The sequence below is a fragment of the Thiocapsa imhoffii genome, assembly GCF_016583985.1.
In the GTDB taxonomy this organism is placed as follows: domain Bacteria; phylum Pseudomonadota; class Gammaproteobacteria; order Chromatiales; family Chromatiaceae; genus Thiocapsa; species Thiocapsa imhoffii.
Genome location: NZ_NRSD01000004.1, coordinates 105,268 through 127,560 on the forward strand (window position 1 = coordinate 105,268; position 22,293 = coordinate 127,560).

Below are 22,293 nucleotides of genomic sequence, written 5' to 3' on the forward strand. Positions count from 1 at the left end.
AGTGCGATCCCTGTCCAGGCGTCAAAACGGGTGGAATGGGTCAACACCTGGTCGTCGCGCGGATGTGTCGGTCACCGCGAGATGAGAACACTGGAGGGGGTGGTGGTGCGGTGTGGGGTCTGGAGTCACTGATCCAGTGCGTCAGCATGGGTGCGACACGACCCCGGTGGCTTGCACGCTCGCGGCGATGGAGGGCGGGCGTGGGCGCGCGGATGCGCACACGAACTCGGCGGATGGATGTGGAACCCTCCCCACATCACATCCGCCGGCGACGATGGGCGCGCTTCGCAGGCGCTCGACCACCGTGGTCAGGGCCGCCTCACTCAGACAGACGACCCGTCAGGTTCCGCGGATCAAGCCCAACCAAAGCCCATCTGGAACACGACCGCATGCAGCACCAACGCAATGATCAGCACAGCAAACAGAATCGGCATCAACCAGACCGCTGGATTCAGAACCAACCAGACCTTCCAATCGTCTTCCGGATTTTTCGGTTTTGCGATTTCGCTCATGATCTTGTTCTCGTCGAGGTCAGAAAATTAGAACCAAGGATTGGCAGCAATAACGAACAGGTGCACCAGCGCCGCGATCCCAACAAATGCGGTGTAGGTGATCTTAAACTGCTCGTGGAACTCCTTCGCTTGTTGTTCAGTCAGACCCGACAATGATTGCTCGGCCATCGATTTCACTCCCGTAAACTTGTTTCAATTGTGTGCCGCTAGATCAAACTCGCGGCCCAGTCACGCAACGCAATCCTTATTGCGCCGGCGCTTCAACCACGGCCGCCGCCGGTGGCGTCCACGCATTGCCAGGCAGCGAGAACGCATACACATGCACCGCCAACGCAATGACCAGCACCGCCGCCAGAATCGGAACCAACCAGGTCGCCGGATTCAGCACCAACCAAATGCGATAGTCCTGCTCAAGAGGTTTGTAATCAAAAACGTTCATGGATATCTCCTCTTAGAACCAGGGGTTGGCCGCGATGACAAAAAGGTGAACCAGCGCCGCGATCCCAACGAACGCGGTGTAGGTAATCTTGAACTGCTCGTGAAATTCCTTCGCCTGCTGCTCGGTGAGACCCGAAAGGCTTGCTTGCTCAGCCATCTGTTTTGAACTCCGTATTGAGGATTGCAGAATACCGCCACTTCCACGAAGCGGCTGGCGACGCTCTAACCATCCCTGTCGATCACTTCGTGCGCCCGAAGGCACCAGACTCGAAACCTTGAATTCCACCCCAGTGCTTGTGTGTCATCTTAGCTTTACATTTTCGATTGTCAAGTACATTTGACAGATCGGATCCTGCTTATTCGTTGCACCCCGATTTGTCACCCTGACAGCGCGGGCGTCACGCCCGTCTCAAGTGCCCTGCGGCCCCTGCCATCCGGCCCGCCCAACCTTTGGATCAACCGTCTGACGCAGCACTACAGGCGACCAGCCGATGGGTTTCGGACTGCAGGGCTACGGGAGTGCCGAGGGGAAGCGGATGGTCCGACCGTCCAGTTGACGTGAATGAATCGCAATTCGACCGATCGGCGCGGGATCTCAACCTGGCTGTTGTTGAACAGCAGGCTGCTTCAGCCGTTTCAGCCGTTTCAGCCGTTTCAGCCGTTTCAGCCGTTTCAGCCGTTTCAGCCGTTTCAGCCGTTTCAGCCGTTTCAGCCGTCGTGGACGGGCCCTCAAGATCTTCAGCGGGCGCGGCATCCTTTTGGGTGCGCGGAGGATCAGGTTTGCGTGTCGATTCGCGTGACCTCAAGTCCAGCATCCCCCGCATCAGCAGCCGGAGCGGCGACGCCTTAAGAGGAACAGAACCTGGGTGAGAACACTGGAGGGGATGGTGGTGCGGTGTGGGGCCTGGAATCACTGATCCGGTGCGTCAGCATGGGTGCGACACGACCCCGGCGGCTTGCACGCTCGTGGCGATTGAAGGCGGGCGTGGGCGCGCGGATGCGCGCACGAACTCGGCGGATGGATGTGGAACCCTCTCCACATCACATCCGCCGGCGACGATGGGCGCGCTTCGCAGGCGCTCGACCACCGTGGTCAGGGCCGCCTCACTCAGACAGACGACCCGTCAGGTTCCGCGGATCAAGCCCAGCCAAAGCCCATCTGGAACACGACCGCATGCAGCACCAACGCAATGATCAGCACAGCAAACAGAATCGGCATCAACCAGACCGCTGGATTCAGAACCAACCAGACCTTCCAATCGTCTTCCGGATTTTTCGGTTTTGCGATTTCGCTCATGATCTTGTTCTCGTCGAGGTCAGAAAATTAGAACCAAGGATTGGCAGCAATAACGAACAGGTGCACCAGCGCCGCGATCCCAACAAATGCGGTGTAGGTGATCTTAAACTGCTCGTGGAACTCCTTCGCTTGTTGTTCAGTCAGACCCGACAATGATTGCTCGGCCATCGATTTCACTCCCGTAAACTTGTTTCAATTGTGTGCCGCTAGATCAAACTCGCGGCCCAGTCACGCAACGCAATCCTTATTGCGCCGGCGCTTCAACCACAGCCGCCGCCGGTGGCGTCCACGCATTGCCAGGCAGCGAGAACGCATACACATGCACCGCCAACGCAATGACCAGCACCGCCGCCAGAATCGGAACCAACCAGGTCGCCGGATTCAGCACCAACCAAATGCGATAGTCCTGCTCAAGAGGTTTGTAATCAAAAACGTTCATGGATATCTCCTCTTAGAACCAGGGGTTGGCTGCGATGACAAAAAGGTGAACCAGCGCCGCGATCCCAACGAACGCGGTGTAGGTAATCTTGAACTGCTCGTGAAATTCCTTCGCCTGCTGCTCGGTGAGACCCGAAAGGCTTGCTTGCTCAGCCATGTTTTAAGCTCCGAAATGGAGTGACGAAAAATCGCTGCCGAACGCGATCGGCGAGCGGGTCTTCGTGGCACCAACGACCGCCACGAAAAAACTGACGTTCCTGATGCCCCGGAACATTCGGACTGTCACACTGTCCTTGAGTGTCATCTTAGCTTGACACAGGAAGATGTCAAGTTCGTTTTACATAAAATTTAAAAGGGAATCGGGCCTGCGCTGTGCGCCACCAGGCCGGCGCGAAACCGCTCCGTGGCTGCGATGATGACGCGCCCCATCGCCAACAACCGTCAGCACATCCGCACCACTGGCTTGCGATGCGCCTGATCACCACTCTTCACGCCCATTCCACTCTGACAGAGCGCCAGTCATTCGCGCGGGGCACGACGCACCTGAGAGCACCCATCACGATGGAATCCTCCAATCATGGAGAGGGGCTGAGCGGATGCGATCTCATCTCGGACTGAACCCGGGTGTCGGCGATCACTCACCGGGGCGGAGGCTCGCGGGGATTGATGACGCTGGAGTCCTGACCGCACGCCTCTCGGCGTGCCTAAATATGGGACCTCAGCATGCCCATGGCCGCCGACGCGTGATCAGGAGTTGGCCATGATGCGCATCGCGCCGGATCATCACACGCGCGCCCCCAGCCAGGTCAGCCCTGTGATCGGGCATGGCGTTGGGCACGTCTGAAGAGGATTCACGGACCCCGACTCGGCTTGGACCGCGCCTGTTCCGAAACCGCGTGGCCGACTATCAGGCGCGGAGATATTTGATGAGCATCCCTAACGAGCCGATCACCACGACGGCAATGATGCCCACCTTGGCCATGTAGAAGATCATGGTGCCGAATGGACGAAGACTGGGGACGGCGATCGGCTCCTCCACTTCGGAACTAGGAGCATTGGCGGCAGTGGCGGGGGTGGTGGCGGGTGCCGGCTCAGCCACTCCAGTGGTTCCGGGTTGAACGGCGAGCAGTTGATAGGGCGAGGTGTTCGCGACCTTGAAGAACTCGACCTCCCCCCCTTCGGCCGTCATCTCCATGACCAGCACCTGGGTTCCGAGCCCGAGCCCCTGATCAGTGGCGAAGGCCAGGGCAAAGGCCTCAGCCGTCTCAGCCTCGCCCTTGGATTCCCATGACTTGGGCTGATCCGGCCATGTTCTCTTGATCGCATAGTTCACGATGTTTCCTCGCAGCAGACCCTCGTTCGAACCTGAAGACACCCCCATGACGGAGGCGTCTCCCTAATCAGCGCAAGGAATTGTAGGACCGCACAGGTCACTTGTCACCGCTGAACCGGATGCTGGGCGGGTCACGACCGTTAGAGCCTGAGGCCGACCGGGGCGGTCCGCCACCCCGAGGATCCAGACCCGGGGGCCAGTCCGTCGCAGCAAGCCCCTACCGCAGGCCTCAGGCCTTGCTCGCGCGTGGCTCCAGCTACATTTGAGCTTGCAGGTAATTCTGCAGCCCAACCTGCTCGATCAATCGCAATTGCTGCTCCAGCCAATAGGCATGATCCTCCTCGGTGTCGCGCAAGAGTTGCTCAAGCACCTGACGGGTTTGAAAATCCTGCTCCCGCTCGCAGCACACAATGGCCTCCTTCAGTGCGGCTGCGACGTCGTACTCAAGCTGGAGGTCGTTCGCCAGCATCTGCGGAACCGTCGCACCAACACGCAAACCGTCACGTTGACTCAGGTCGGGCGTGGCCTCGAGGAAGAGCATGCGCCGAATCAACATGGAGGCATGATCTTTTTCTTCGGTGGTTTCGTGGTCGATCCGCTCGAAGAGTTTGAGATATCCCCAATCTTCGTACATGCGTGAATGGATGAAGTATTGATCAATCGCCGCCAGTTCATTGGCGAGGAGGCGCTGCAACTGGGCGATGACGTCAGGATGGCCTTTCATGGGGTTGGGTGCTCCGCTGGTTGAGTCAGACTCGATTGATGTTGCAGGGGGGAATGGATCAGATGGCGGATTCGAGATAATTCTGAAGTCCCACGCTCTCGAGCAAGCTCAGCTGCGTCTCGAGCCAATCGATGCGCTCTTCACTGGACTCTTGCACGCTCTCGAGGTGTTGTCGGCTGACGAAATCGCCTTGAGACTCACAGTGGGCAATCGCCGCCAGAATCGCCTCTCGGTACCGTTGCTCGGTCGCCAGGTCGTGGCGCAGGATCTCGGGGACGTCTTCTCCAATCAGAAGTTTTCCGAGATTCTGAAGATTGGGCAGGCCTTCCAGAAACAACACACGCTCGACGATGCGGTCGGCTTCCTTCATGGCGTGGATGGAGGCCCGATAGATCGGTTGCTCAAGGCCCTTGTAACCCCAGCTTCCGACCATGCGGGCGTGTAGGAAGTATTGATTGATGGCGGTTAATGACTCCTTCAAGACCGCGTTGAGATGTTGATGAATGGATGGATCGGCTTTCATTTGAGAAACCCTAGGGTTGCGGAGGTGGAAAATTGATTGGATGCCTCTTGACATAAATGCGAATCATTCTTATCATATCTCCCACATTGGATCGATACGGAAACGCAACAGTCATGTATGTCTGCATCTGTCATGCGGTCACGGATCGTCAGATCACGGCGGCCGCGGCGCGGGGGATTACTCGACTCCGTGACCTGAAACGCGATCTGGGCGTACCGGGAAATTGCGGCCGCTGCGCGCAGTGTGCAAGGGATCTGCTGCGCGCAGGCGCGACCCAGTGCCCTACCCTGGGTCACCTCCACGCCACCAGCGCAACGGCGTGAACGAGCACCGGCGGATGACGGGCGCCACCGTGCCGGCAGTCAGGCGCACGCACGATCATCACATGCACCCCGTGCGATACAGCATACAGGACTGGATCCTAGCGCTGGTCCGCAAGGCGGCAAGAGTCGGCCGTGACAATCCGCGACGACAGCGCTGGTCCCTGATACGAGACTTCCTCACGCAACACCCGGAACCGCAGCGCTCCCGACCGACGCGACCACAGCCGCAATCCAGACGGGAAACCCAGGACGCGGACGCCAGCGGACTGAGCAAACGCGGCACACATGAGGACGTGACGAGGAAGTCCGAGTGATTCGCTACGGACTTAGACGTGGATGTGTCGCAGCAGACACCTGATCGTTCGTCAACACCCGCCAACCCCGCAAGTGGACGGTCGGGGCGAGCAACAGGTGTTTGAGTCCGTTCGCACTCGACGCCGAATCGGGATCGGGAATGAGACCCAATGATTCGATCCAATCGCTTCCGATCGATGCGCCGGTGCGACGGCGGTCGCACCGGCAGCACCGCTGATGTGCGGCGGTCGCTGACCCGTCCTTATTCCATGTACGCCGGAAGCGGCAAGGCGCTGAGGTCAGGGCGCGGGGTGTCAGCGGTTTCGACAGGGAGGATCGGATACTCAACGCGTGGCTGCTCACCGGTCAGCGCTTGCAAAAAAGACGCAATCAATGCTGCCTCTTCGTTGCTGATCTCGGTCCCCAATTGCGCGGTCCCCATAACGGCCACGGCCTGCTCGAGATCCCAGATCTGACCCGAATGGAAATAGGGTGCGGTCAAGGCAATGTTACGCAGCGGCGCGGCGCGGAAGACGTACTCGTCGGACGCCGTGCCCGTCACCTCGAATCGTCCCTTGTCTTCCGGTGGCAGAATATCCGCCCCGGGACGCTTGATGAGGCCGAAGGGATAGTAATCCTGTCCACCGAAGTTGACTCCAGCGTGACAGGCCGCGCAGCCACGCTCGATGTAGAGTGCCAACCCTTGTTTCTGTTCATCCGTCATCGCCGCCGCATTGCCCTCCAGCCAATCATCGAACGGCGCACCGGGCGTGACCAAGGTCACCTCGAAGGCCTCGATGGCCTTGGCCATGTTGTCGAAGGTCACTGGATCAGGCTCATTCGGAAAGGCCCGAGAAAACCGCTCGACATACTCTGGCATGCTCTTCAAGGTGATGACGACCTGCTCGGGTTGGTTCGCCATCTCAACGCCCGCTTGAATCGGCCCCTTGGCCTGCTCCTTGAGATCCTCGGCGCGACCATCCCAGAACTGCGCCTTATTGAAGACGGCGTTTAAGACAGTTGGGGCATTACGAGGGCCCTGCTGCCAGCCATGCCCGACAGAGGTCGGCAAGTTGTCATCGCCACCCATGCCGAGATTGTGGCAAGTGTTGCAACTGATCAAACCGCTTGCGGACAACCGCGGCTCGAAGAATAACATCCGTCCGAGATCGATCTTTTCACGGGTGATCGGATTGCCGGCTACCTCCGGGACCCCCGGCGGAATCGGAAGCAAGCCCGCCGCCTTGGCCTGATCACGTAACGTCGCATCGTCGGGCGCAGCCACCGCTGCCGCATAGGCCAGTGACATGGCGACAAGCATTATCATTTTTTTCATGGTCGGTCTCCTCGGGTGAGATCATGCCACTTGCGCAAGGCTGTGAATCAACGCAACCTGCACGCACGGATTGGAGGCGTTTCGATGCGGGGCGCCAAGACTGCCACGACATCTCGCGCGGATCCGGACCGGGTGCCGCACGACGATTGCAGCAGGCAAAATGCCCGGCTATGGCGGGGCTGCAATCTCGAATCGCTCTGCCTCCTCGGCCTCCAATGGTCCGGAGTCTAACCCCAAAGCAACGGCTGGCACACCAAAAAGCCCTACGTTCTGTCTGCCGCAACGCGCGTAATCGAGCTATGATCGCGCACAGTCAGCCATGCCGGTCGTCAGGCGGGCCATCGCCAGTCCGAGCCCATCGATTGCGATCCCCATCTCGCCTCGGAACCTCTTTGTTCATGGCCATGCCTCCCAGGAGGGGCCGATGAAAAACGCGAGCAACATTCTAATTCCCATCCTGATTGCGATCCTGGCAGTGATCGCTTGGGCGCTACTGAACCGACCCGCGGAGGAACCGCCGTGGCCGAATCGTCTGCAGGGTTTCTCGTTCGCGCCAATGCGCGCGGAGCACGACCCCACCATCAAGAACTACCCCACGACCGAGGAAATCGACCAGGATCTCGCGCTGCTGCAGGGGACCGTGCATGCCGTGCGCACCTACACGGTCGAGAGCACCCTTGCCGCGACCCCTGGGCTCGCCGCGGCGCGTGGTCTGAACGTGAACCTGGGGGCCTGGATTGACGATGACTTCGAGACCAACGAGACCGAACTCGAACGTCTCAGAGAGATTTTGGCGAAAGGCTATCGCAATCTGGTGCGCGTGACGGTGGGCAATGAGGCCATCCTGCGCGCCGATGTCTCGGTGGCGGAACTCATCGACTATCTGGAGCGCGTCCGGAAGATGACGTGGCTGCCGGTGAGTACGGCGGAGCCCTGGCACGTTTGGCTGAAACATCCCGAACTCGCTGACCACGTCGACTTCATCACCATCCACTTGCTGCCGTATTGGGAAGGCGTGCCGATCGATCAGGCCGTCGACTACTCCATCCAGCGCTTCAACGAGGTCAAACAGGCCTTCCCGGGGAAGGAGGTCATCATCGGCGAGGTCGGCTGGCCGAGCAATGGCCGGCGCAATCGTGGGGCTGAGGCATCCCTGGCCAATCAGACGCGCTTCCTGCGCCGTTTCCTCGCCCATGCCGAGCAGGAGCGGTACGTCTACTATGTCATGGAGGCCTTCGATCAGACCTGGAAGACCAAGATCGAGGGCGCAACCGGCGCTTATTGGGGGGTCTATAACACCGATCGCGAACCCAAATTTGCCTTCACGCAACCCGTTGTGCGGATCCCACACTGGCAGGAGTTGGCTGGCATCTCGATTGTCATGGCCATCCTTCTGTTGGTTTTCGTCTATCGCGACAGCGCCATGCTGTCGAGCAAGGGCAAAGGGTTTCTCGCCTTGGTGATGTATGGCATCTCGACCGCCGCGGTCTGGATCGTCTACGACTACACGCGCCTGTACATGACGCCGGCGACCGCCATCGTCGGCGTCTTGTTGCTGGTGGGGGGGATCGGCGTCATCGTCCTCGTGATGGCCGAGGCACACGAATGGGCCGAATCCCTCTGGCTACGGAAATGGCGCCGGCCCTTCCCACGCCACTCGGTTCCCGACGAGGCGTTGCCGCTGGTCTCGATCCATGTCCCGGCCTACAACGAACCGCCCGAGCTGCTGCGCGAGACGCTCGCCGCCCTCGCCGCCCTCGACTATCCAAGGTTCGAAGTCCTGCTCATCGACAACAATACCAAGGACCCGGCGATTTGGCAGCCCGTGCAAGCCGAATGCGAACGGCTCAATGCGCAACCATCCGGGCCGCGCTTCCGCTTCTTCCACGTCGATCCCCTGGCGGGCTACAAGGCCGGCGCACTCAACTATGCCTTGCGCGAGACCGATCCCGCGGCCGAGGTGATCGCGGTCATCGACGCGGACTACATCGTCCGGCCGCGCTGGCTCAGAGATCTCATCCCAGCCTTCCAAGACCCGCAGGTCGCCATCGTCCAAGCCCCTCAAGACTATCGTGACGCCAACCAGAATGCCTTCAAGGCCATGTGCATGGCCGAGTATCGAGGGTTTTTCCACATCGGCATGGTGACCCGCAACGAGCGCAATGCCATCATCCAACACGGCACCATGACCATGATCCGCCGCACGACGCTCGCCGCCGTCGGCGGCTGGGCCGAGTGGTGTATCACGGAAGATGCGGAGCTTGGTCTGCGTCTCTTCGAGGAAGGACACAAGGCGCTCTATATCCCCTGCACCTACGGGCGCGGGCTCATGCCCGACACCTTCGCTGATTTCAAAAAGCAACGCTATCGCTGGGCTTACGGCGCGGTTCGCATCCTCAAACATCACCGTCGCGAGCTTCTCGGAACACGCAAAACCACCCTCTCGGCAGGGCAGCGCTACCACTTCGTCGCCGGCTGGTTGCCCTGGTTCGCGGATGGATTCAATCTCCTGTTCAATTTCGCGGCGCTCGCCTGGTCCATCGCCATGGTCATGTTCCCGTTGCAGGTGACGCCTCCCTATATGACGATTGCCTTGATCCCGCTAGTCCTCTTCGTCTTCAAGATCTCGAAGAGTTTTTTGCTCTACCGACGCCGCGTCATCGCGACACTCCGCCAGAGCTTTGCGGCGGGTTTAGCGGGGCTCGCCCTGTCCCACACGATCGCCCGAGCCATGTTCGGGGGTTTGTTCTCGGGCAAGCTCGGTTTCTATCGCACCCCGAAGCTCGCGCGGGCACCGGCCTTCATCAAGGCGCTCGCGGATGCGCGCGAGGAGGCCCTCTTCGTGATCGCCTTCTGGCTCGCCGCCGGCCTCATGATGCTGCGTTATGACTCCTACATGCTCGATCTGCGCGTCTGGGTCGCCGTCCTGCTGGTGCAGTCGATTCCCTACTTCGCAGCGGTGGTTGTTTCGCTGATCAGCGCGGCACAGTCCCTGCCAGCACAACTCGTGGGGCCGATGCAGGATATGACTGACCCAGACCTCCTCAGCAAACCCTCGGCGTCCAACCAGGACAACTGAGCGGCAGGTGTCAGCACCTCAGTGGCCACGCGACAGAGCGGCGGGGGCGCTGCGGCCAGCCAGACTTGCGCCGCATTGAGGCGGTGAGTGGCTCATGGAGGACGAGCGAGCGTCGCCGACCCCGCGCTGGGACAACACAGCAACGACCGGGGATCGAACACAGATCGGTTCGAATCGCGTATCCTAGGGTTTACCCTATATCGTATTTCATCTATACTTCGCCGCAAGTTCATTAACAGACCGAGTCTCGCGCGCCCCCTTTGGGGTTGCCGGGCACTTGGGAAAGCGGTTGAAGCCTATGATCAAGACCATCCTCGTTGCCTCCGTTGGCATTCTGCTGTTCGCCTCCGGTCCCAACGCCGAGGCCCGCATCAAACCTGGCCACACTCAAAGTGGAATCGCCTCCTACTACCACGACAGCCTCCATGGCCGAAAGACCGCCAGCGGTCAAATCTACAACAAGAACATCCGCAGCGCGGCACACAAGACACTCCCTCTCGGGACCAAGGTGCGCGTGACGGATACCAAGACGGGCAAAAGCGTCGTGGTACAGATCAACGACCGTGGCCCCTTTATCAAAGGGCGCATCATCGATCTCTCGCGCAGTGCCGCACGCGACTTAGGAATCATCAAACGAGGGATCACACCGGTCAAGGTTGAAGTCTTGAGCGTTCCGAGAACGCGCAGTTCCTGATCCCCCTCGACTCCGCGGGATCGTGCCCAAGGATGGGCCATCCCCACTCCCCCCGAGTCATCCTCAATGCCTGGCTACTCCCACCGAAAGAGCCAAGCCGCGACCACCAACAAAACCAGCGCCGCCCCACTTAAGATCAGGATCTGGGGTAGGACTTGGACCACCCCCGCACCATCAAGCATCACGGCCCGCGCCGCGGCGACCAAGTGAGTCAAGGGCAACAGGTTCGAGACCGCTTGAGCCGCGCCACTCGCACCCTCCATCGAAAACCAGACTCCAGACAGCAGCAGCATGGGCCAGGAGACTAGGTTTAGCAGTCCGTCCGCCACCTCTTCGGTGCGCAGGCGTGCCGCCACGATCAACCCCACGCTGATCAAACAGAGTGCACCGGCGACGTAGACCAGGGCGAGCGCGACATAGGAGCCGCGCATGGTGAAATCCAACAACAAACTGGCGCCAAGATAGACGACCAGGCTCGCTACCAGCACCACCATCAGACGGGACAGCACCTGAGCCGACAGAAACTCCAGGGGGCTCAACGGCGTTGCTTTCAAGCGCCGCAGGACACCGTTCTTGCGATACCGCACGATCACCCAGCCAACCCCCCAGAGACTCGAGAACATGATGTTCATCGCCAGGATCCCCGGTAAGACCCAATCGACGTAGCGCACTGCCGTACCACTGACAACCCGCCGCTCGGCCTCGAGTCCGTCGTCCGTCGTCCCGTTCGCGGAGCGAAGCAGACGCTCCACGACATACCCCTTGGCCGAATCCGCGTTGACCCAATAGACAGGCTGGGGCCATCGCGGATCCCACAAGAGATCCAACTGATGGCGCTCGACCTTCGCGATCGCCTCCTCCACCGTGTCGAAGTGAATCCACTGGATGTAACGCGTCTGGAGGAACAGCGAGTCGTCTGGAGGCGCGCCCGGGTCCACCACGACGCCGACCTGGAATAAATCACGTGGTTCGCCACTGAAGATGAACGCGAAGGCCAAGACCATCATGATGGGCATCAGGATGTTCCAGGACAGGCCCGCGCGGTCCCGATAGAACTCGCGATTACGCGCAATGAAAATGGTCAGTATCCGTCGCCACATGACTCTGTCTGGTCGTTCGCTCGGGGCCTTAGGAGCGCAGCGCGTGCCCCGTCAATTTCAGGAAGAGATCCTCGAGATTGGGGGTCGCGACCCGCAACTGCGTGAGATCGGCGCCACTCTGTTCCAACTGTATCAGCATCGCCGGCACGTCATCCGTGTAGAGTTCGAGCCGCTCATTGCGGCGAATCCCGCCGGGTGGCAGCGCGCGCGTCGCTGGCCAAGCGGTTGTGGGGAGGCGAATCACGGCGGCTGGAAAATGCGCCTGCACCATGCGGTGCGGTTGTCCCTGCGCAATGATCCGGCCATGATCGACGATCGCGACGCGGTCGCAGAGACGCTCAGCCTCTTCCATGTAGTGCGTGGTGAGCAGAATGGTCTTGCCCCGCCCACGCACGGTTTCGATCAAGTCCCAGAAGTTTCGCCGCGCCTGTGGATCGAGTCCCGTGGTGGGTTCATCGAGGAACACCAGATCCGGATCATTGACCAACGCGATGGCGAGTAACAGGCGCTGACGCTGCCCTCCCGAAAGTTTGCGCGTATCACGGTCGAGGATCTCGGTCAGATTGCACAGACGAATCAGTTCCGCGCAATCCGCGCGCCGTCGATAGAGACTGGCGAACATCGCGAGTGACTCACCGACGGTTTGGAACTCTTGCAGCGCGGTGGCCTGGAATTGAATACCAATCGACTCGGCGTAGGTCCGATCAAGCGGCCGCCCACGGTACAGAATGGCCCCGGACGTTGGGGTCTGAATGCCCTCGAGCATCTCCAGTGTCGTGGTCTTGCCGGCACCATTCGGTCCGAGTAGACCGAAACACTCGCCACTCTCGACCTGAAAACTGATGCCATCCACGGCACGCACACCCGGATAGATCCGAACCAATGCATTGGCTTCGAGCACGATGTTCACAGGGCAGCAGTATACGCGCTTCGACCCAGTCACGGCATCGGGAAAGCGGCCGTCCTGTCACGGCCCCAAAGGTCTCGAACCGGGTTGCCGCCAGGCCAGGGTCACGCCGGCCCCCGCGCCTGTTATGGCTGGCCTGCCTAGTGCTGATCGCCAGCGGCTGCGCCGCGCCACAGCTCGTGCCATCCGCGCCCCAGAACCGGCTGCCCGCAGGCCTGGACGCGGACCAGGCACGCATGGACGACGGCTATGTCCTGCCCGTGCATCGCTGGTCAGTGGCGCAGGCGCCTCCGCGCGCACTGGTCCTCGGACTGCATGGGTTCAACGACTATGCCAACGCCTTCGCGCCCCTCGGGCGCGACCTGGCCGAGCTTGGGATCATCACCTATGCCGTCGATCAACGTGGCTTCGGCGCCTCCGCGCTTCCCGGGCGCTGGCATGGGAGTGAGCGGCTGAGCGCCGACCTCCGGATCCTGATCGACTTGTTGCGCCAAGCGTATCCTGATCTGCCACTCTATCTCGCCGGTGAAAGCATGGGGGGCGCGGTGATCCTCGCGGCCCTGGCGGAGGGTTCGCTCGCGGTGGACGGAGTGATCCTGATGGCACCAGCGGTCTGGTCGCGACAGACGATGCCTTGGTATCAACGGCTAGCCTTGGATGCCGCGGCCCACACGGTCCCCTGGCTGAAGCTGACCGGCGAGGGCATCCGGATCAGCCCATCGGATCACCTGGAGATGCTCCGCGCCCTGGGCGCGGACCCACTGGTGATCAAGGCGACCCGCGTCGACGCGCTCTGGGGGATCACCGATCTGATGGACCGTGCGAGCCTCGCAACGCTCGAACCTGGGATGCCGATTCTGTTGCTCTATGGCGAACAAGACCACATCATCCCGGCGAATGCCTTCTGCCAGTTCCTGTCCACTCAACCCGCAACCGCGCCTGACCTGACCCTCGTCCTCTACGAGCAGGGTTGGCATATGCTGACGCGAGATCTGCAAGGCCCACGCGTGCGCGCCGACATCGCGGCCTGGATCGCAACGCCCGCTGAGCCACTCCCCTCGGGAGAGACAACCTTCGTCACCGGCGCGCGGATCGCTCAGTTATGCGACCGCGCCACCGCGCCCTGAAGATATCGGATCCGCCAGCACGGGGCGACTGGAGCGCCTTGGACAGGCCATCGGCGATCAGGCGGGCCTCCCCGTCAGAGGCATGTCCTTGGCTGACAGCCGCACCCGAGCCCCATATACTGAACCACATTGCTATTGCGTTTGACGGGGCCATCGGCAAGCTGGTCGCCGCAACATCCGAGGCAGCGAATCGCACGTGATGGGTCCTTGCTGATGGTCCACCGGGTTCCCGTCTCCGTGCGCGCCGCTGAGACGAAACCAACGGGCCACGACAGGTTCCAATCGCAGCACCGGACCATATCACGAAGACCGCATCAACCCAGTTTTGACGGAGACCACGATGGCTTTGAACCGACGCCGTTTCACACAAACCCTGCTCGGCCTGATGGGAACCGCGCTGATGCCAGTGTCCGCCAGCGCCACCGAGTTGGTGCAAGGTCGCGACTGGCGGGCGATCTCGCCTCCGCAGCCGAGCGGCAACCCGGGGGAAATCGAAGTCATCGAGTTTTTCTCCTATGGCTGCCCCCACTGCATGGACCTTAATCCAGTCATCAAACCCTGGGGCGCCAACTTGCCCGCGGATGTGACCTTCAAGCAGGTTCCGGTCACCTTTGGTCGTGCCGCTTGGGCCAATCTCGCACGGCTTTACTATGCCTTGGAATACAGTGGCGATCTCGAGCGGCTCGACCAGGCCGTTTTCGAAGCCCTGCATCAGGACCGTATCAAACTCTTCACCGAACGAGACATCTTCAAATGGGTCGAGAGCCAGGGCGTGGACCTCGAGACCTTCGAGCCGCTGTTCAACTCATTCGCGGTTGAAACCCAGATCAAGCGCAGCGACAGCCTCGTGCAACGCTACGATGTCACGGCCGTGCCCATGATCGCGGTTGATGGACGATTCGTCGTCGTCGGCAATGACGCACGCACCTTTGCCGATCTCCTTGTGATCGCCGACGCACTCATCGATAAGGCACGGGATCAACCCGCGGTCGGCTGAGCACACAGCCCCTAAGTTGATGCCACACAATCCTGCAACCGCTGATGCAGACGACCCGGAGCGTGTCTCCACGGGGCTCGCACAACTCGATCGCGTCCTCGACGACCTGCGCATCGGCGACAATGTCGTCTGGCGCATCGACGATGTCGCGGACTATCGCCAGTTCGTCGATCCGTTCGTCTCACAAGCGGTTGCGGGCGAGCGGTCGATCATCTATTTCCGCTTCGGTCAACATCCACCACTGGTCACCCCAGGGCCGGGCATCAGGATCGTGGCGATCGATGCCCTGCGGGGCTTCGAGGCCTTCACCCGCCACGTCTACCAGCTCATCACGGATCATGGACGCGGCGCCTTCTATGTCTTCGATTGTCTCTCCGATCTGCTCTCGGCCTGGGCCACCGACCTCATGGTCGGCAACCTCTTCCAAGTCATCTGTCCCTATCTCTACGAACTCGATACGGTGGCCTATTTCGGACTGCTCTCCAGCAGTCATTGCTATACCACCATGGCACGCATCCGCGAGACCACTCAGGTCTTGATCGACGTGCGACACGCCGATGGCCAGTGCTACGTGCAACCGGTGAAGGTCTGGAAGCGCCAGTCGCCGACCATGTTCCTGCCGCATGCGCACGACGGTGAAGCCTTTCGCCCAGTGATCGACAGCAGTGACGCCACCCGACTGCATGCACGCCTGGAGCAACGAAAAGGCGAAACCTCGCAGCGGCAACTCGACTATTGGGATCGGCTGTTCCTCGATGCCGCGGAGGTGCTGCAACAGGATGAGGAGGGGGAGCGACGGGATCAGATCATCGAGCAACTCTTTCAGATCCTGATCAGTCGCGATGAACGCATCATCGCGCTCGCCCGTCGCTATCTGCGGCTGAAGGATCTGATCGATGTGCGCGCACGCATGATCGGGAGTGGTTACCTTGGCGGGAAGGCGGTCGGCATGCTCCTCGCCCGGCGCATCCTGCTCGCGCACGACCACGCACGCTGGCAACAACACCTCGACCCGCACGACTCCTTCTTTCTGGGATCCGACGTCTACTATTCCTTTCTGGTCCACAATCGCTGGTGGGACCGGATCATGCGACAACGGACCCCGGACGGCTATTTCGCAGAGGCGCGCTCATTGCAACTGGATATGTTGCAAGGGCGCCTACCCGATGAGATCCGTTTGGATCTAGAACGGATGCTCGACTATTTCGGCCAATATCCGATCCTCGTGCGCTCAAGCAGCCTGCTCGAGGACGGCTTTGGCAATGCCTTCGCCGGCAAGTACGAGAGCCTCTTCCTCGTCAACCAAGGCGCGCCCGAGGATCGACTGGAACAACTCGAACGGGCGATTTGTCGCGTCTTCGCCAGCACCATGAGTGAGGACGCCCTCGCCTATCGTCTCCAACGCGGCCTCGCCGAACTCGAAGAGCCGATGGGACTGCTGCTGCAGCGCGTCTGCGGTCGTTATCACGACCGCTATTACTTTCCCGATGTCGCGGGGGTCGGCGTTTCGCGCAATATCTTCGTGTGGGAGGAATCCATGGACCCGGGTGCCGGAATGACGCGACTCGTCATGGGTCTCGGGACCCGGGCCGTCGATCGCATCGAAGGTGATCATGCCTGCGTCGTCGCCCTCGATCAGCCCCACAAGCGCCCCTTCCGCGATCACGCCGATGCCGCACGCTTCTCGCAGCATGACATCGATGTTCTGGATATCTCGGAAAACCGCTTACGCACCCTGCGCGTGCGTGATTTGAGTGACGACCCCGAACTCCCATTACGCTGGTGCGCCGAACGCGATCGCGATGCCACACAACGCGCACGCGAACGAGGCAGCTCCCAGCAGGTGTGGCGACTGTCCTTCGCGCCCCTCCTGCGCGAGACGCCCTTCGTCCCCTTGCTGCGGGAGATGCTGCGGACGCTCGAGGCCGCCTATGCTTATCCCGTCGACATCGAGTTCACCGTCCATCTCGCGGCGGACGGCACACCCTCGTTCAGCTTGGTGCAATGCCGTCCGCTCCAAACCCTCGGGCTGAGTCAACGCGTCGCCCTCCCTGAGAGCGTCCCCGAGCGTCGTCTCTTCTTCGCCACCGATGGACGTTTCATGGGTGGCAATATCGATCAACCGATCCAGCGGATCATCCAAGTCGAGGGGCCGCGCTACAGTGCCCTTACCCAAGCCCAGAAATTCGCGGTCGCGCGCCTGGTCGGACAACTCAACCGTCGCATCCCCGATCGCAGCGCCTGCCCGACATTGCTCATCGGGCCCGGCCGTTGGGGCACCAGCACCCCGGAGTTGGGCGTACCGATCCGTTTTGCTGATATCAGCCGGATCGCCATCATCGCCGAGGTCGCGGAACTTGGTGATGGCATGGTTCCGGACCTCTCCTTTGGATCGCACTTCTTCCAGGACCTGGTCGAATCCCAGATTGCCTATGTCGCACTCTTTCCCCAAGAACAGGACAGCCGCTATCGGGCGGAATGGCTCGAGGCACTCCCGCATTCCCACCGCCTGACACTGGATCTGGACGAGCAGGTCGATGAGGCCGTCGCGCAAACCGTCCGACTGTTTGACGTTGGCGAGACCGGGTTACGCGTCGTGGCGGATGTGCTGAGTCAACGACTCCTCTGCTATCAGACAGACTGAGCCGTGCTCGGCCTCGTGCAGCCGCGAACGCCAATGGGAAAAAGAGGGGCAGGGAGTGGCACGCGGTCGCGGCCTTGATGCGGAACGCGGCACTCCCAGGCAGGGACGTTGAGAACCTGATTTAGACGAGCCCAAGGGCCGCCATGGCCTGACCAACCTTCAAGAAACCGGCGATATTGGCACCGACCACATAGTTCCCCTGGGCGTCGAACTCTTCGCTGGTCTCATAGCAGTGACGATGGATATTCACCATGATTTGCTGCAGCCGCTGCTCGGTATGCTCGAAGCTCCAAGAGTCGCGGCTCGCATTCTGTTGCATCTCCAGGGCGCTCGTCGCGACCCCGCCAGCGTTAGCGGCCTTGCCCGGGCCGAATGGGATACCAGCCTCGAGCAAGACACGGATGCCCTCGGGCGTGGTGGGCATGTTCGCGCCCTCGGCGACCGCGATACAGCCGTTCTTGATCAGACACTGCGCATCCTTCGCGGTCAATTCGTTCTGAGTCGCGCAGGGAAGTGCGACTTGGCAGGGGATGTTCCAGATGCAGCCATCCTCGAGATAGGTCGCGCTGGTCTTCTCCTGGACATAAGAGGTCAGGCGACGGCGTTCGATCTCCTTGATCTGCTTGAGTAAATCCAAATCAATGCCATCTTGATCGACGACCACCCCATTAGAGTCCGAACAGGCAATGACGCGCGCGCCCATTGCCATTGCCTTCTCGATGGCATAGATGGCAACGTTTCCCGAACCCGAGACGATGCAGGTCTTCCCCTCGATCGATTCGCCACGCACCTTAAGCATTTCTTCGAGGAAGAAGATGGTCCCGTAGCCGGTTGCCTCGGTGCGCGCGCGACTCCCACCCCAACTCAGCCCCTTGCCGGTGAAGACGCCCGACTCATAACGATTGGTGATGCGCTTGTATTGGCCGAACAGATAGCCGATCTCACGCTGCCCGACGCCGATATCGCCTGCCGGGACGTCGGTGTGCTCACCAATATGGCGGTAGAGTTCGGTCATGAGACTCTGACAGAACCGCATGATCTCGGAGTCGGATTTTCCCTTGGGGTCGAAATCGCTCCCGCCCTTGCCACCGCCAATCGGCAGTCCCGTCAGGGCATTCTTGAAGATCTGTTCGAAGCCGAGGAATTTGATGATGCCCAGATAGACCGAGGGATGAAACCGCATCCCGCCCTTAAAGGGGCCGAGCGCGCTATTGAACTCGACGCGAAATGCGCGGTTGATCTGGATCTGGCCACGGTCATCCTGCCAGGGCACTCGAAAGATGATCTGGCGTTCCGGTTCACAGATGCGTTGAATGATCTTCTGATCGGCAAGTTCGGGGTATTTCACCAGCACGGGGCCCAAGGTCTCGAGGACCTCGCGTACCGCCTGATGAAACTCCGTCTCGCCTGGATTCCGGCGCAACACATCTTGATAGATTGGCTCAAGCTTTTCGTCGAGACCTGCAACCATGGTGATCTACTCCAACAACAGCCCGGCGCCCGCGGGCACGCTGCACCCACTCGGCGCTCGGACCAATGGAACCAGCGCGGCACGAGCACCAGCGCACTGGATCGCTCACCGCATCTCACGCCCAGCTCGACGAACAACGCACGCTCACTGCTCAAACAGGCGATCGGCATCACGTCTGCACAACCCGACGCACACCGCGCCAGACCTTTTCGGACGGGGTCTCATCATGCCTCAATTGGTTAGAGCCGCGCTAGAGTGCGCGCTCACAGCGTGAGATCAATGCCGGCGACGAGGATCCCAGGCAACACGGCGCTGTCACTGGAGCGCCCATCGTAGGTCTGAGGCGACATCAGCAGTTCACGCGCCGCCGTCAGGTCCTCGAGCCGGTCACCGAGGAGATGATAGAGGCTATCGTCGAAGCGCATCACCTTCACCGGCGCCACGATCTCGCCGTTCTCGACCCAATAGGTTCCAAAGCGGGTCATCCCGGTGACACGACAGTCGTTTGGATCGGACCAGTTGCAGTACCAGAGGTGACCGATCCAGAGTCCGGTGCCGAGACGAGCCAGGATGTCGCACTCCTCGAGCGCACCCGGAGCCAGCGCAAGCGACGCGGGCGCCCCGCTCGACGCGTTCACTGCCGCACCGAATTCCCGCGCGGTCCGCGCATCGACTAGGCAACCTGCGAGCTGCCCAGCCGTGATGAGATCTACGTGCGGTGGCAGCAGAAAACCTTCGGGCGTGAAGGTCGGGACGAGCCCCCGCTTGTGCTCCTCGCGGATACTGATCCGCGGATCAAAGGCCCGCTCACCACGCACCATGCGTAACAAGGGGGTTTGATGCGTGCGATGACTCTTGAGATCGAAGCCACCCCAGGCAAGCATGTCCATAAGTTCCTGCACCGCGCTAGGAGCCAGATAGGCACGATAGCGCCCCGGCTCCAGGGTTTTGGCAGGCCGTGCCATCGCCCGCAAACCATCCGTGAGCGTTGCGAGCCGCCGTCGCAGACAGTCCGGCTCCCAGCGAAAGCCGCTGTAGACCCCTTTAACGGCCTTGTCCCCCTCCAGATAGAGACTCCAGTCCAAATGGAAGCTCACACTCTCGTGCCAATGACGATGCCCCAATGAGCTGGCCAGACCGTCCGCCATCTCACCACTCGCCCAAATCCCGACCAGATCCAGACCATCGGCCGCCGCGATGAGGGTCTCGACTGCGCTGTGCGATGCGGGCGCGCACGCTGAGGCGCGGCGCTCACTTCTCGTCGGCTGCAATGACAGATTGAGGTAGGGATCCTCTGGAACATGCGCCAAGCGCGCGCGCAAACCCGCGAGCAACGTCCGCGCACGCGCGAGATCCTGATCAGGGTCACCGCTGAGATCGCAACTGCCCTCAACCTGCTTGGCGCCACCACTCAGGGTCAAGGTGAGCGCGAGCGCGCGAACGTGACCGGCTTGACGAACCCGATTCTGGTTGAGTCGCACGAAGTCCGAGGATTCACGCGCAAGGTTGGCAAAGAGAATCTCGTTGCCGCATAGGCCGTCGCACAGCTGCTCGGCAAAGCCAAAAAAGGCCTCCATCCTCACTCGCCACCCCCGAACACCGCAACCGACCGGAAGAGGCATGGCGGCGCCGCATGCCCCACATAAACGGATTGATTGGGCTCACCCTTGCCGCAGTTGCGCACACCACGCACCTCAAGCGTCTCTGGACCACCCACGCCGTCGAGGCTTCGCCAGAAATTCGCGGAGATGCCACGATATCCGGGATTGCGTACCACGCCCGCGAGTTCGCCATTCTCGATCAGGCGTCCCCATTCACAGCCGAATTGGAATTTGTTGCGACTATCGTCGATCGACCACGAGCGATTGGTGTCCATCAGAATGCCGCGTTCAACACGCGCGACCAGATCCGCGAGCGATCCCGCGCCCGGTTCGAGATTGAGATTGCCCATGCGGTCGATCGGCGGACGATCCCAACCACTGGCCCGCGCATTCGCGGTTCCCGGCAATCCGGTTCGCGCTTGCGAGAGCGCGCCGCCGAGCGGACGCTCAAGGATGCCGCGGCGGATGAGATATTCGCGCCCTGCTGGAGTCCCCTCATCATCGGCCACCCCCGAAACCAGCTCATTGGCTACGGTGGGGTCGAAGGTCACGTTCAAGAGGTCCGAACCATACCGGTAGTGACCGAACATCTCAGGCGTCACGAAACTCGTCCCCGCGTAATTGCGCTCGTCACCGAGGATCCGATCCAGTTCCAAGGGATGACCGATGCTCTCGTGGATCTGCAGAACCATCTGACTCGGGAGCAGGATCAGATCGCGGGTGTCGCGCGGACAATCGGGGGCGGCGAGCAGGGCGAGCGCCTCTTCAGCGACCACCGGTGCCGCTTGGAGCAGACGCACCGCCGCGACGCGCTCCCAGCCGCCTTGTTGCGGCCAGTCCGCCCCGCCGCCGTGACGCCGCTGCGTCTGGCTGCCGGCATGCGCGACCGCGACCAATCCCGGATGCACGAAATCCAAGACCTGCGAGACCCGTCCGCCAGCACTGGTCACGAGCAACTGGGACACCTGGCGACGCGTCACCCATGCCGCGCGATCGACGATGCGTTCATCGATGGCGAGGGCTTGATCGACCTCCCGCAGCACCGCCAGTTTCTCTCCGATCGAGAGGCTCTCCCAGGGCTCCTGGATGGCTGTGCGATAGTCCGCGCGCGTGCTCGGGCACGGGCTGAGTCGGGCATCGAAGAGCCCTAGACGCGCATGCAGGCGCGCCCAGTCAGCTGCACGCGCGGCGGCGGCTCGCAAACCCGCGGGGCTCAGGTCGCTGGTCGCGCCATAACCGACCCCACCCTCCAGCATCAGGGTCACCATGGCACCGCATGACGTCCTGCAGCGACTCGGTTCGACGACCCCCTGCCGGATCTCGAGATGGTCATGTTCCTCCTCGACCAAACGCAGCGTCCAAGCGTCGCAGGCGGGCGCCTGGGCCTGAAAGATCTCGGCAATCTCACAAAGCTGTTCCATCGGATTCCGAATGCAGGTGAATTGAGTGCGATCG

The 22,293-nt window shown here is 61.1% G+C and carries 24 protein-coding genes; 6 read left to right on the forward strand and 18 right to left on the reverse strand.

The annotated features are described in order from the left end of the window. Positions 1-353 precede the first annotated feature (353 nt). The 12 genes from pufA (CKO25_RS05690) to bfr (CKO25_RS05745) all read right to left on the reverse strand — a co-directional run bounded on the left by pufA (CKO25_RS05690) (position 354) and on the right by bfr (CKO25_RS05745) (position 5,265). Positions 354-512, reverse strand: a complete 159-nt coding sequence (gene pufA / locus CKO25_RS05690; RefSeq protein ID WP_200386955.1) for a light-harvesting antenna LH1, alpha subunit — start codon at positions 510-512, stop codon at positions 354-356. Positions 513-539: 27 nt separating this feature from the next. Beyond that, positions 540-680: a light-harvesting antenna LH1, beta subunit gene (pufB, locus tag CKO25_RS05695; protein WP_200386956.1), complete on the reverse strand. Its 141-nt coding sequence runs from the start codon at positions 678-680 to the stop codon at positions 540-542. A gap of 76 nt (positions 681-756) precedes the next feature. Further along, positions 757-951 carry a light-harvesting antenna LH1, alpha subunit gene (pufA, locus tag CKO25_RS05700; protein ID WP_200386957.1) on the reverse strand — a complete coding sequence of 65 codons (195 nt, stop codon included), beginning with the start codon at positions 949-951 and terminating at the stop codon, positions 757-759. Between the two features lie 12 nt (positions 952-963). Then, on the reverse strand, positions 964-1,107 hold the full coding sequence (pufB, locus tag CKO25_RS05705) for a light-harvesting antenna LH1, beta subunit (protein ID WP_200386958.1): 144 nt from the start codon (positions 1,105-1,107) through the stop codon (positions 964-966). Positions 1,108-1,545: 438 nt separating this feature from the next. Beyond that, on the reverse strand, positions 1,546-1,704 hold the full coding sequence (locus CKO25_RS05710) for a hypothetical protein (RefSeq protein ID WP_200386959.1): 159 nt from the start codon (positions 1,702-1,704) through the stop codon (positions 1,546-1,548). Between the two features lie 384 nt (positions 1,705-2,088). Then, on the reverse strand, positions 2,089-2,247 hold the full coding sequence (gene pufA / locus CKO25_RS05715; RefSeq protein WP_200386955.1) for a light-harvesting antenna LH1, alpha subunit: 159 nt from the start codon (positions 2,245-2,247) through the stop codon (positions 2,089-2,091). A gap of 27 nt (positions 2,248-2,274) precedes the next feature. Further along, positions 2,275-2,415: a light-harvesting antenna LH1, beta subunit gene (gene pufB / locus CKO25_RS05720; protein ID WP_200386956.1), complete on the reverse strand. Its 141-nt coding sequence runs from the start codon at positions 2,413-2,415 to the stop codon at positions 2,275-2,277. 76 nt (positions 2,416-2,491) lie between these two features. Next, positions 2,492-2,686 carry a light-harvesting antenna LH1, alpha subunit gene (gene pufA, locus CKO25_RS05725; protein ID WP_200386957.1) on the reverse strand — a complete coding sequence of 65 codons (195 nt, stop codon included), beginning with the start codon at positions 2,684-2,686 and terminating at the stop codon, positions 2,492-2,494. Between the two features lie 12 nt (positions 2,687-2,698). Next, on the reverse strand, positions 2,699-2,842 hold the full coding sequence (pufB, locus tag CKO25_RS05730) for a light-harvesting antenna LH1, beta subunit (RefSeq protein WP_200386958.1): 144 nt from the start codon (positions 2,840-2,842) through the stop codon (positions 2,699-2,701). A 750-nt stretch (positions 2,843-3,592) separates the two neighbouring features. Further along, the gene (locus tag CKO25_RS05735) at positions 3,593-4,018 is read right to left on the reverse strand and encodes a hypothetical protein (protein ID WP_200386960.1); all 426 of its coding nucleotides are present in this window, start codon (positions 4,016-4,018) and stop codon (positions 3,593-3,595) included. A gap of 256 nt (positions 4,019-4,274) precedes the next feature. Beyond that, positions 4,275-4,742, reverse strand: a complete 468-nt coding sequence (gene bfr, locus CKO25_RS05740) for a bacterioferritin (protein ID WP_200386961.1) — start codon at positions 4,740-4,742, stop codon at positions 4,275-4,277. Between the two features lie 58 nt (positions 4,743-4,800). Continuing rightward, the gene (gene bfr, locus CKO25_RS05745; protein WP_200386962.1) at positions 4,801-5,265 is read right to left on the reverse strand and encodes a bacterioferritin; all 465 of its coding nucleotides are present in this window, start codon (positions 5,263-5,265) and stop codon (positions 4,801-4,803) included. A gap of 113 nt (positions 5,266-5,378) precedes the next feature. Between bfr (CKO25_RS05745) and CKO25_RS05750 the strand changes: the two genes are divergently transcribed. Further along, positions 5,379-5,588 (forward strand): (2Fe-2S)-binding protein, encoded by a 210-nt coding sequence (locus CKO25_RS05750; protein ID WP_200386963.1) that lies wholly within the window; start codon positions 5,379-5,381, stop codon positions 5,586-5,588. A 556-nt stretch (positions 5,589-6,144) separates the two neighbouring features. Here CKO25_RS05750 and CKO25_RS05755 read toward each other — a convergent pair. Next, on the reverse strand, positions 6,145-7,218 hold the full coding sequence (locus tag CKO25_RS05755; protein ID WP_200386964.1) for a cytochrome-c peroxidase: 1,074 nt from the start codon (positions 7,216-7,218) through the stop codon (positions 6,145-6,147). Between the two features lie 424 nt (positions 7,219-7,642). Here CKO25_RS05755 and CKO25_RS05760 point away from each other — a divergent pair, with 424 nt between their 5' ends. After that, positions 7,643-10,297, forward strand: a complete 2,655-nt coding sequence (locus CKO25_RS05760; RefSeq protein WP_200386965.1) for a glycosyltransferase — start codon at positions 7,643-7,645, stop codon at positions 10,295-10,297. A 298-nt stretch (positions 10,298-10,595) separates the two neighbouring features. Beyond that, positions 10,596-10,991 carry a septal ring lytic transglycosylase RlpA family protein gene (locus CKO25_RS05765; RefSeq protein WP_200386966.1) on the forward strand — a complete coding sequence of 132 codons (396 nt, stop codon included), beginning with the start codon at positions 10,596-10,598 and terminating at the stop codon, positions 10,989-10,991. Positions 10,992-11,065: 74 nt separating this feature from the next. Here the strand turns inward: CKO25_RS05765 and CKO25_RS05770 are convergent, their stop codons facing one another. Both CKO25_RS05770 and CKO25_RS05775 read right to left on the reverse strand, forming a co-directional pair. Next, positions 11,066-12,091, reverse strand: coding sequence for an ABC transporter permease (locus CKO25_RS05770; protein ID WP_200386967.1), 1,026 nt, complete (start codon positions 12,089-12,091; stop codon positions 11,066-11,068). Between the two features lie 28 nt (positions 12,092-12,119). Then, entirely contained in the window at positions 12,120-13,001 is an 882-nt protein-coding gene (locus CKO25_RS05775; RefSeq protein WP_200386968.1) for an ATP-binding cassette domain-containing protein, read from the reverse strand. A 233-nt stretch (positions 13,002-13,234) separates the two neighbouring features. On the opposite strand from CKO25_RS05775, the gene CKO25_RS05780 reads away from it, so the two are divergent. The 3 genes from CKO25_RS05780 to CKO25_RS05790 all read left to right on the forward strand — a co-directional run bounded on the left by CKO25_RS05780 (position 13,235) and on the right by CKO25_RS05790 (position 17,766). Further along, entirely contained in the window at positions 13,235-14,125 is an 891-nt protein-coding gene (locus CKO25_RS05780) for an alpha/beta hydrolase (RefSeq protein WP_242467442.1), read from the forward strand. 340 nt (positions 14,126-14,465) lie between these two features. After that, entirely contained in the window at positions 14,466-15,122 is a 657-nt protein-coding gene (locus CKO25_RS05785; RefSeq protein ID WP_200386970.1) for a thiol:disulfide interchange protein DsbA/DsbL, read from the forward strand. A gap of 19 nt (positions 15,123-15,141) precedes the next feature. Then, positions 15,142-17,766 (forward strand): PEP/pyruvate-binding domain-containing protein, encoded by a 2,625-nt coding sequence (locus CKO25_RS05790; RefSeq protein WP_200386971.1) that lies wholly within the window; start codon positions 15,142-15,144, stop codon positions 17,764-17,766. 121 nt (positions 17,767-17,887) lie between these two features. On the opposite strand, the gene gdhA is transcribed toward CKO25_RS05790, so the two are convergent. The 3 genes from gdhA to CKO25_RS05805 all read right to left on the reverse strand — a co-directional run bounded on the left by gdhA (position 17,888) and on the right by CKO25_RS05805 (position 22,259). Continuing rightward, a complete protein-coding gene (gene gdhA, locus CKO25_RS05795; RefSeq protein WP_200386972.1) occupies positions 17,888-19,237 on the reverse strand; it encodes an NADP-specific glutamate dehydrogenase in 1,350 nt (449 codons plus the stop codon). A gap of 263 nt (positions 19,238-19,500) precedes the next feature. Continuing rightward, positions 19,501-20,820: a TldD/PmbA family protein gene (locus tag CKO25_RS05800; protein WP_200386973.1), complete on the reverse strand. Its 1,320-nt coding sequence runs from the start codon at positions 20,818-20,820 to the stop codon at positions 19,501-19,503. Continuing rightward, a complete protein-coding gene (locus CKO25_RS05805) occupies positions 20,817-22,259 on the reverse strand; it encodes a TldD/PmbA family protein (RefSeq protein ID WP_200386974.1) in 1,443 nt (480 codons plus the stop codon). Before CKO25_RS05805 ends, CKO25_RS05800 begins: the two co-directional genes overlap by 4 nt. Positions 22,260-22,293: the final 34 nt, after the last annotated feature.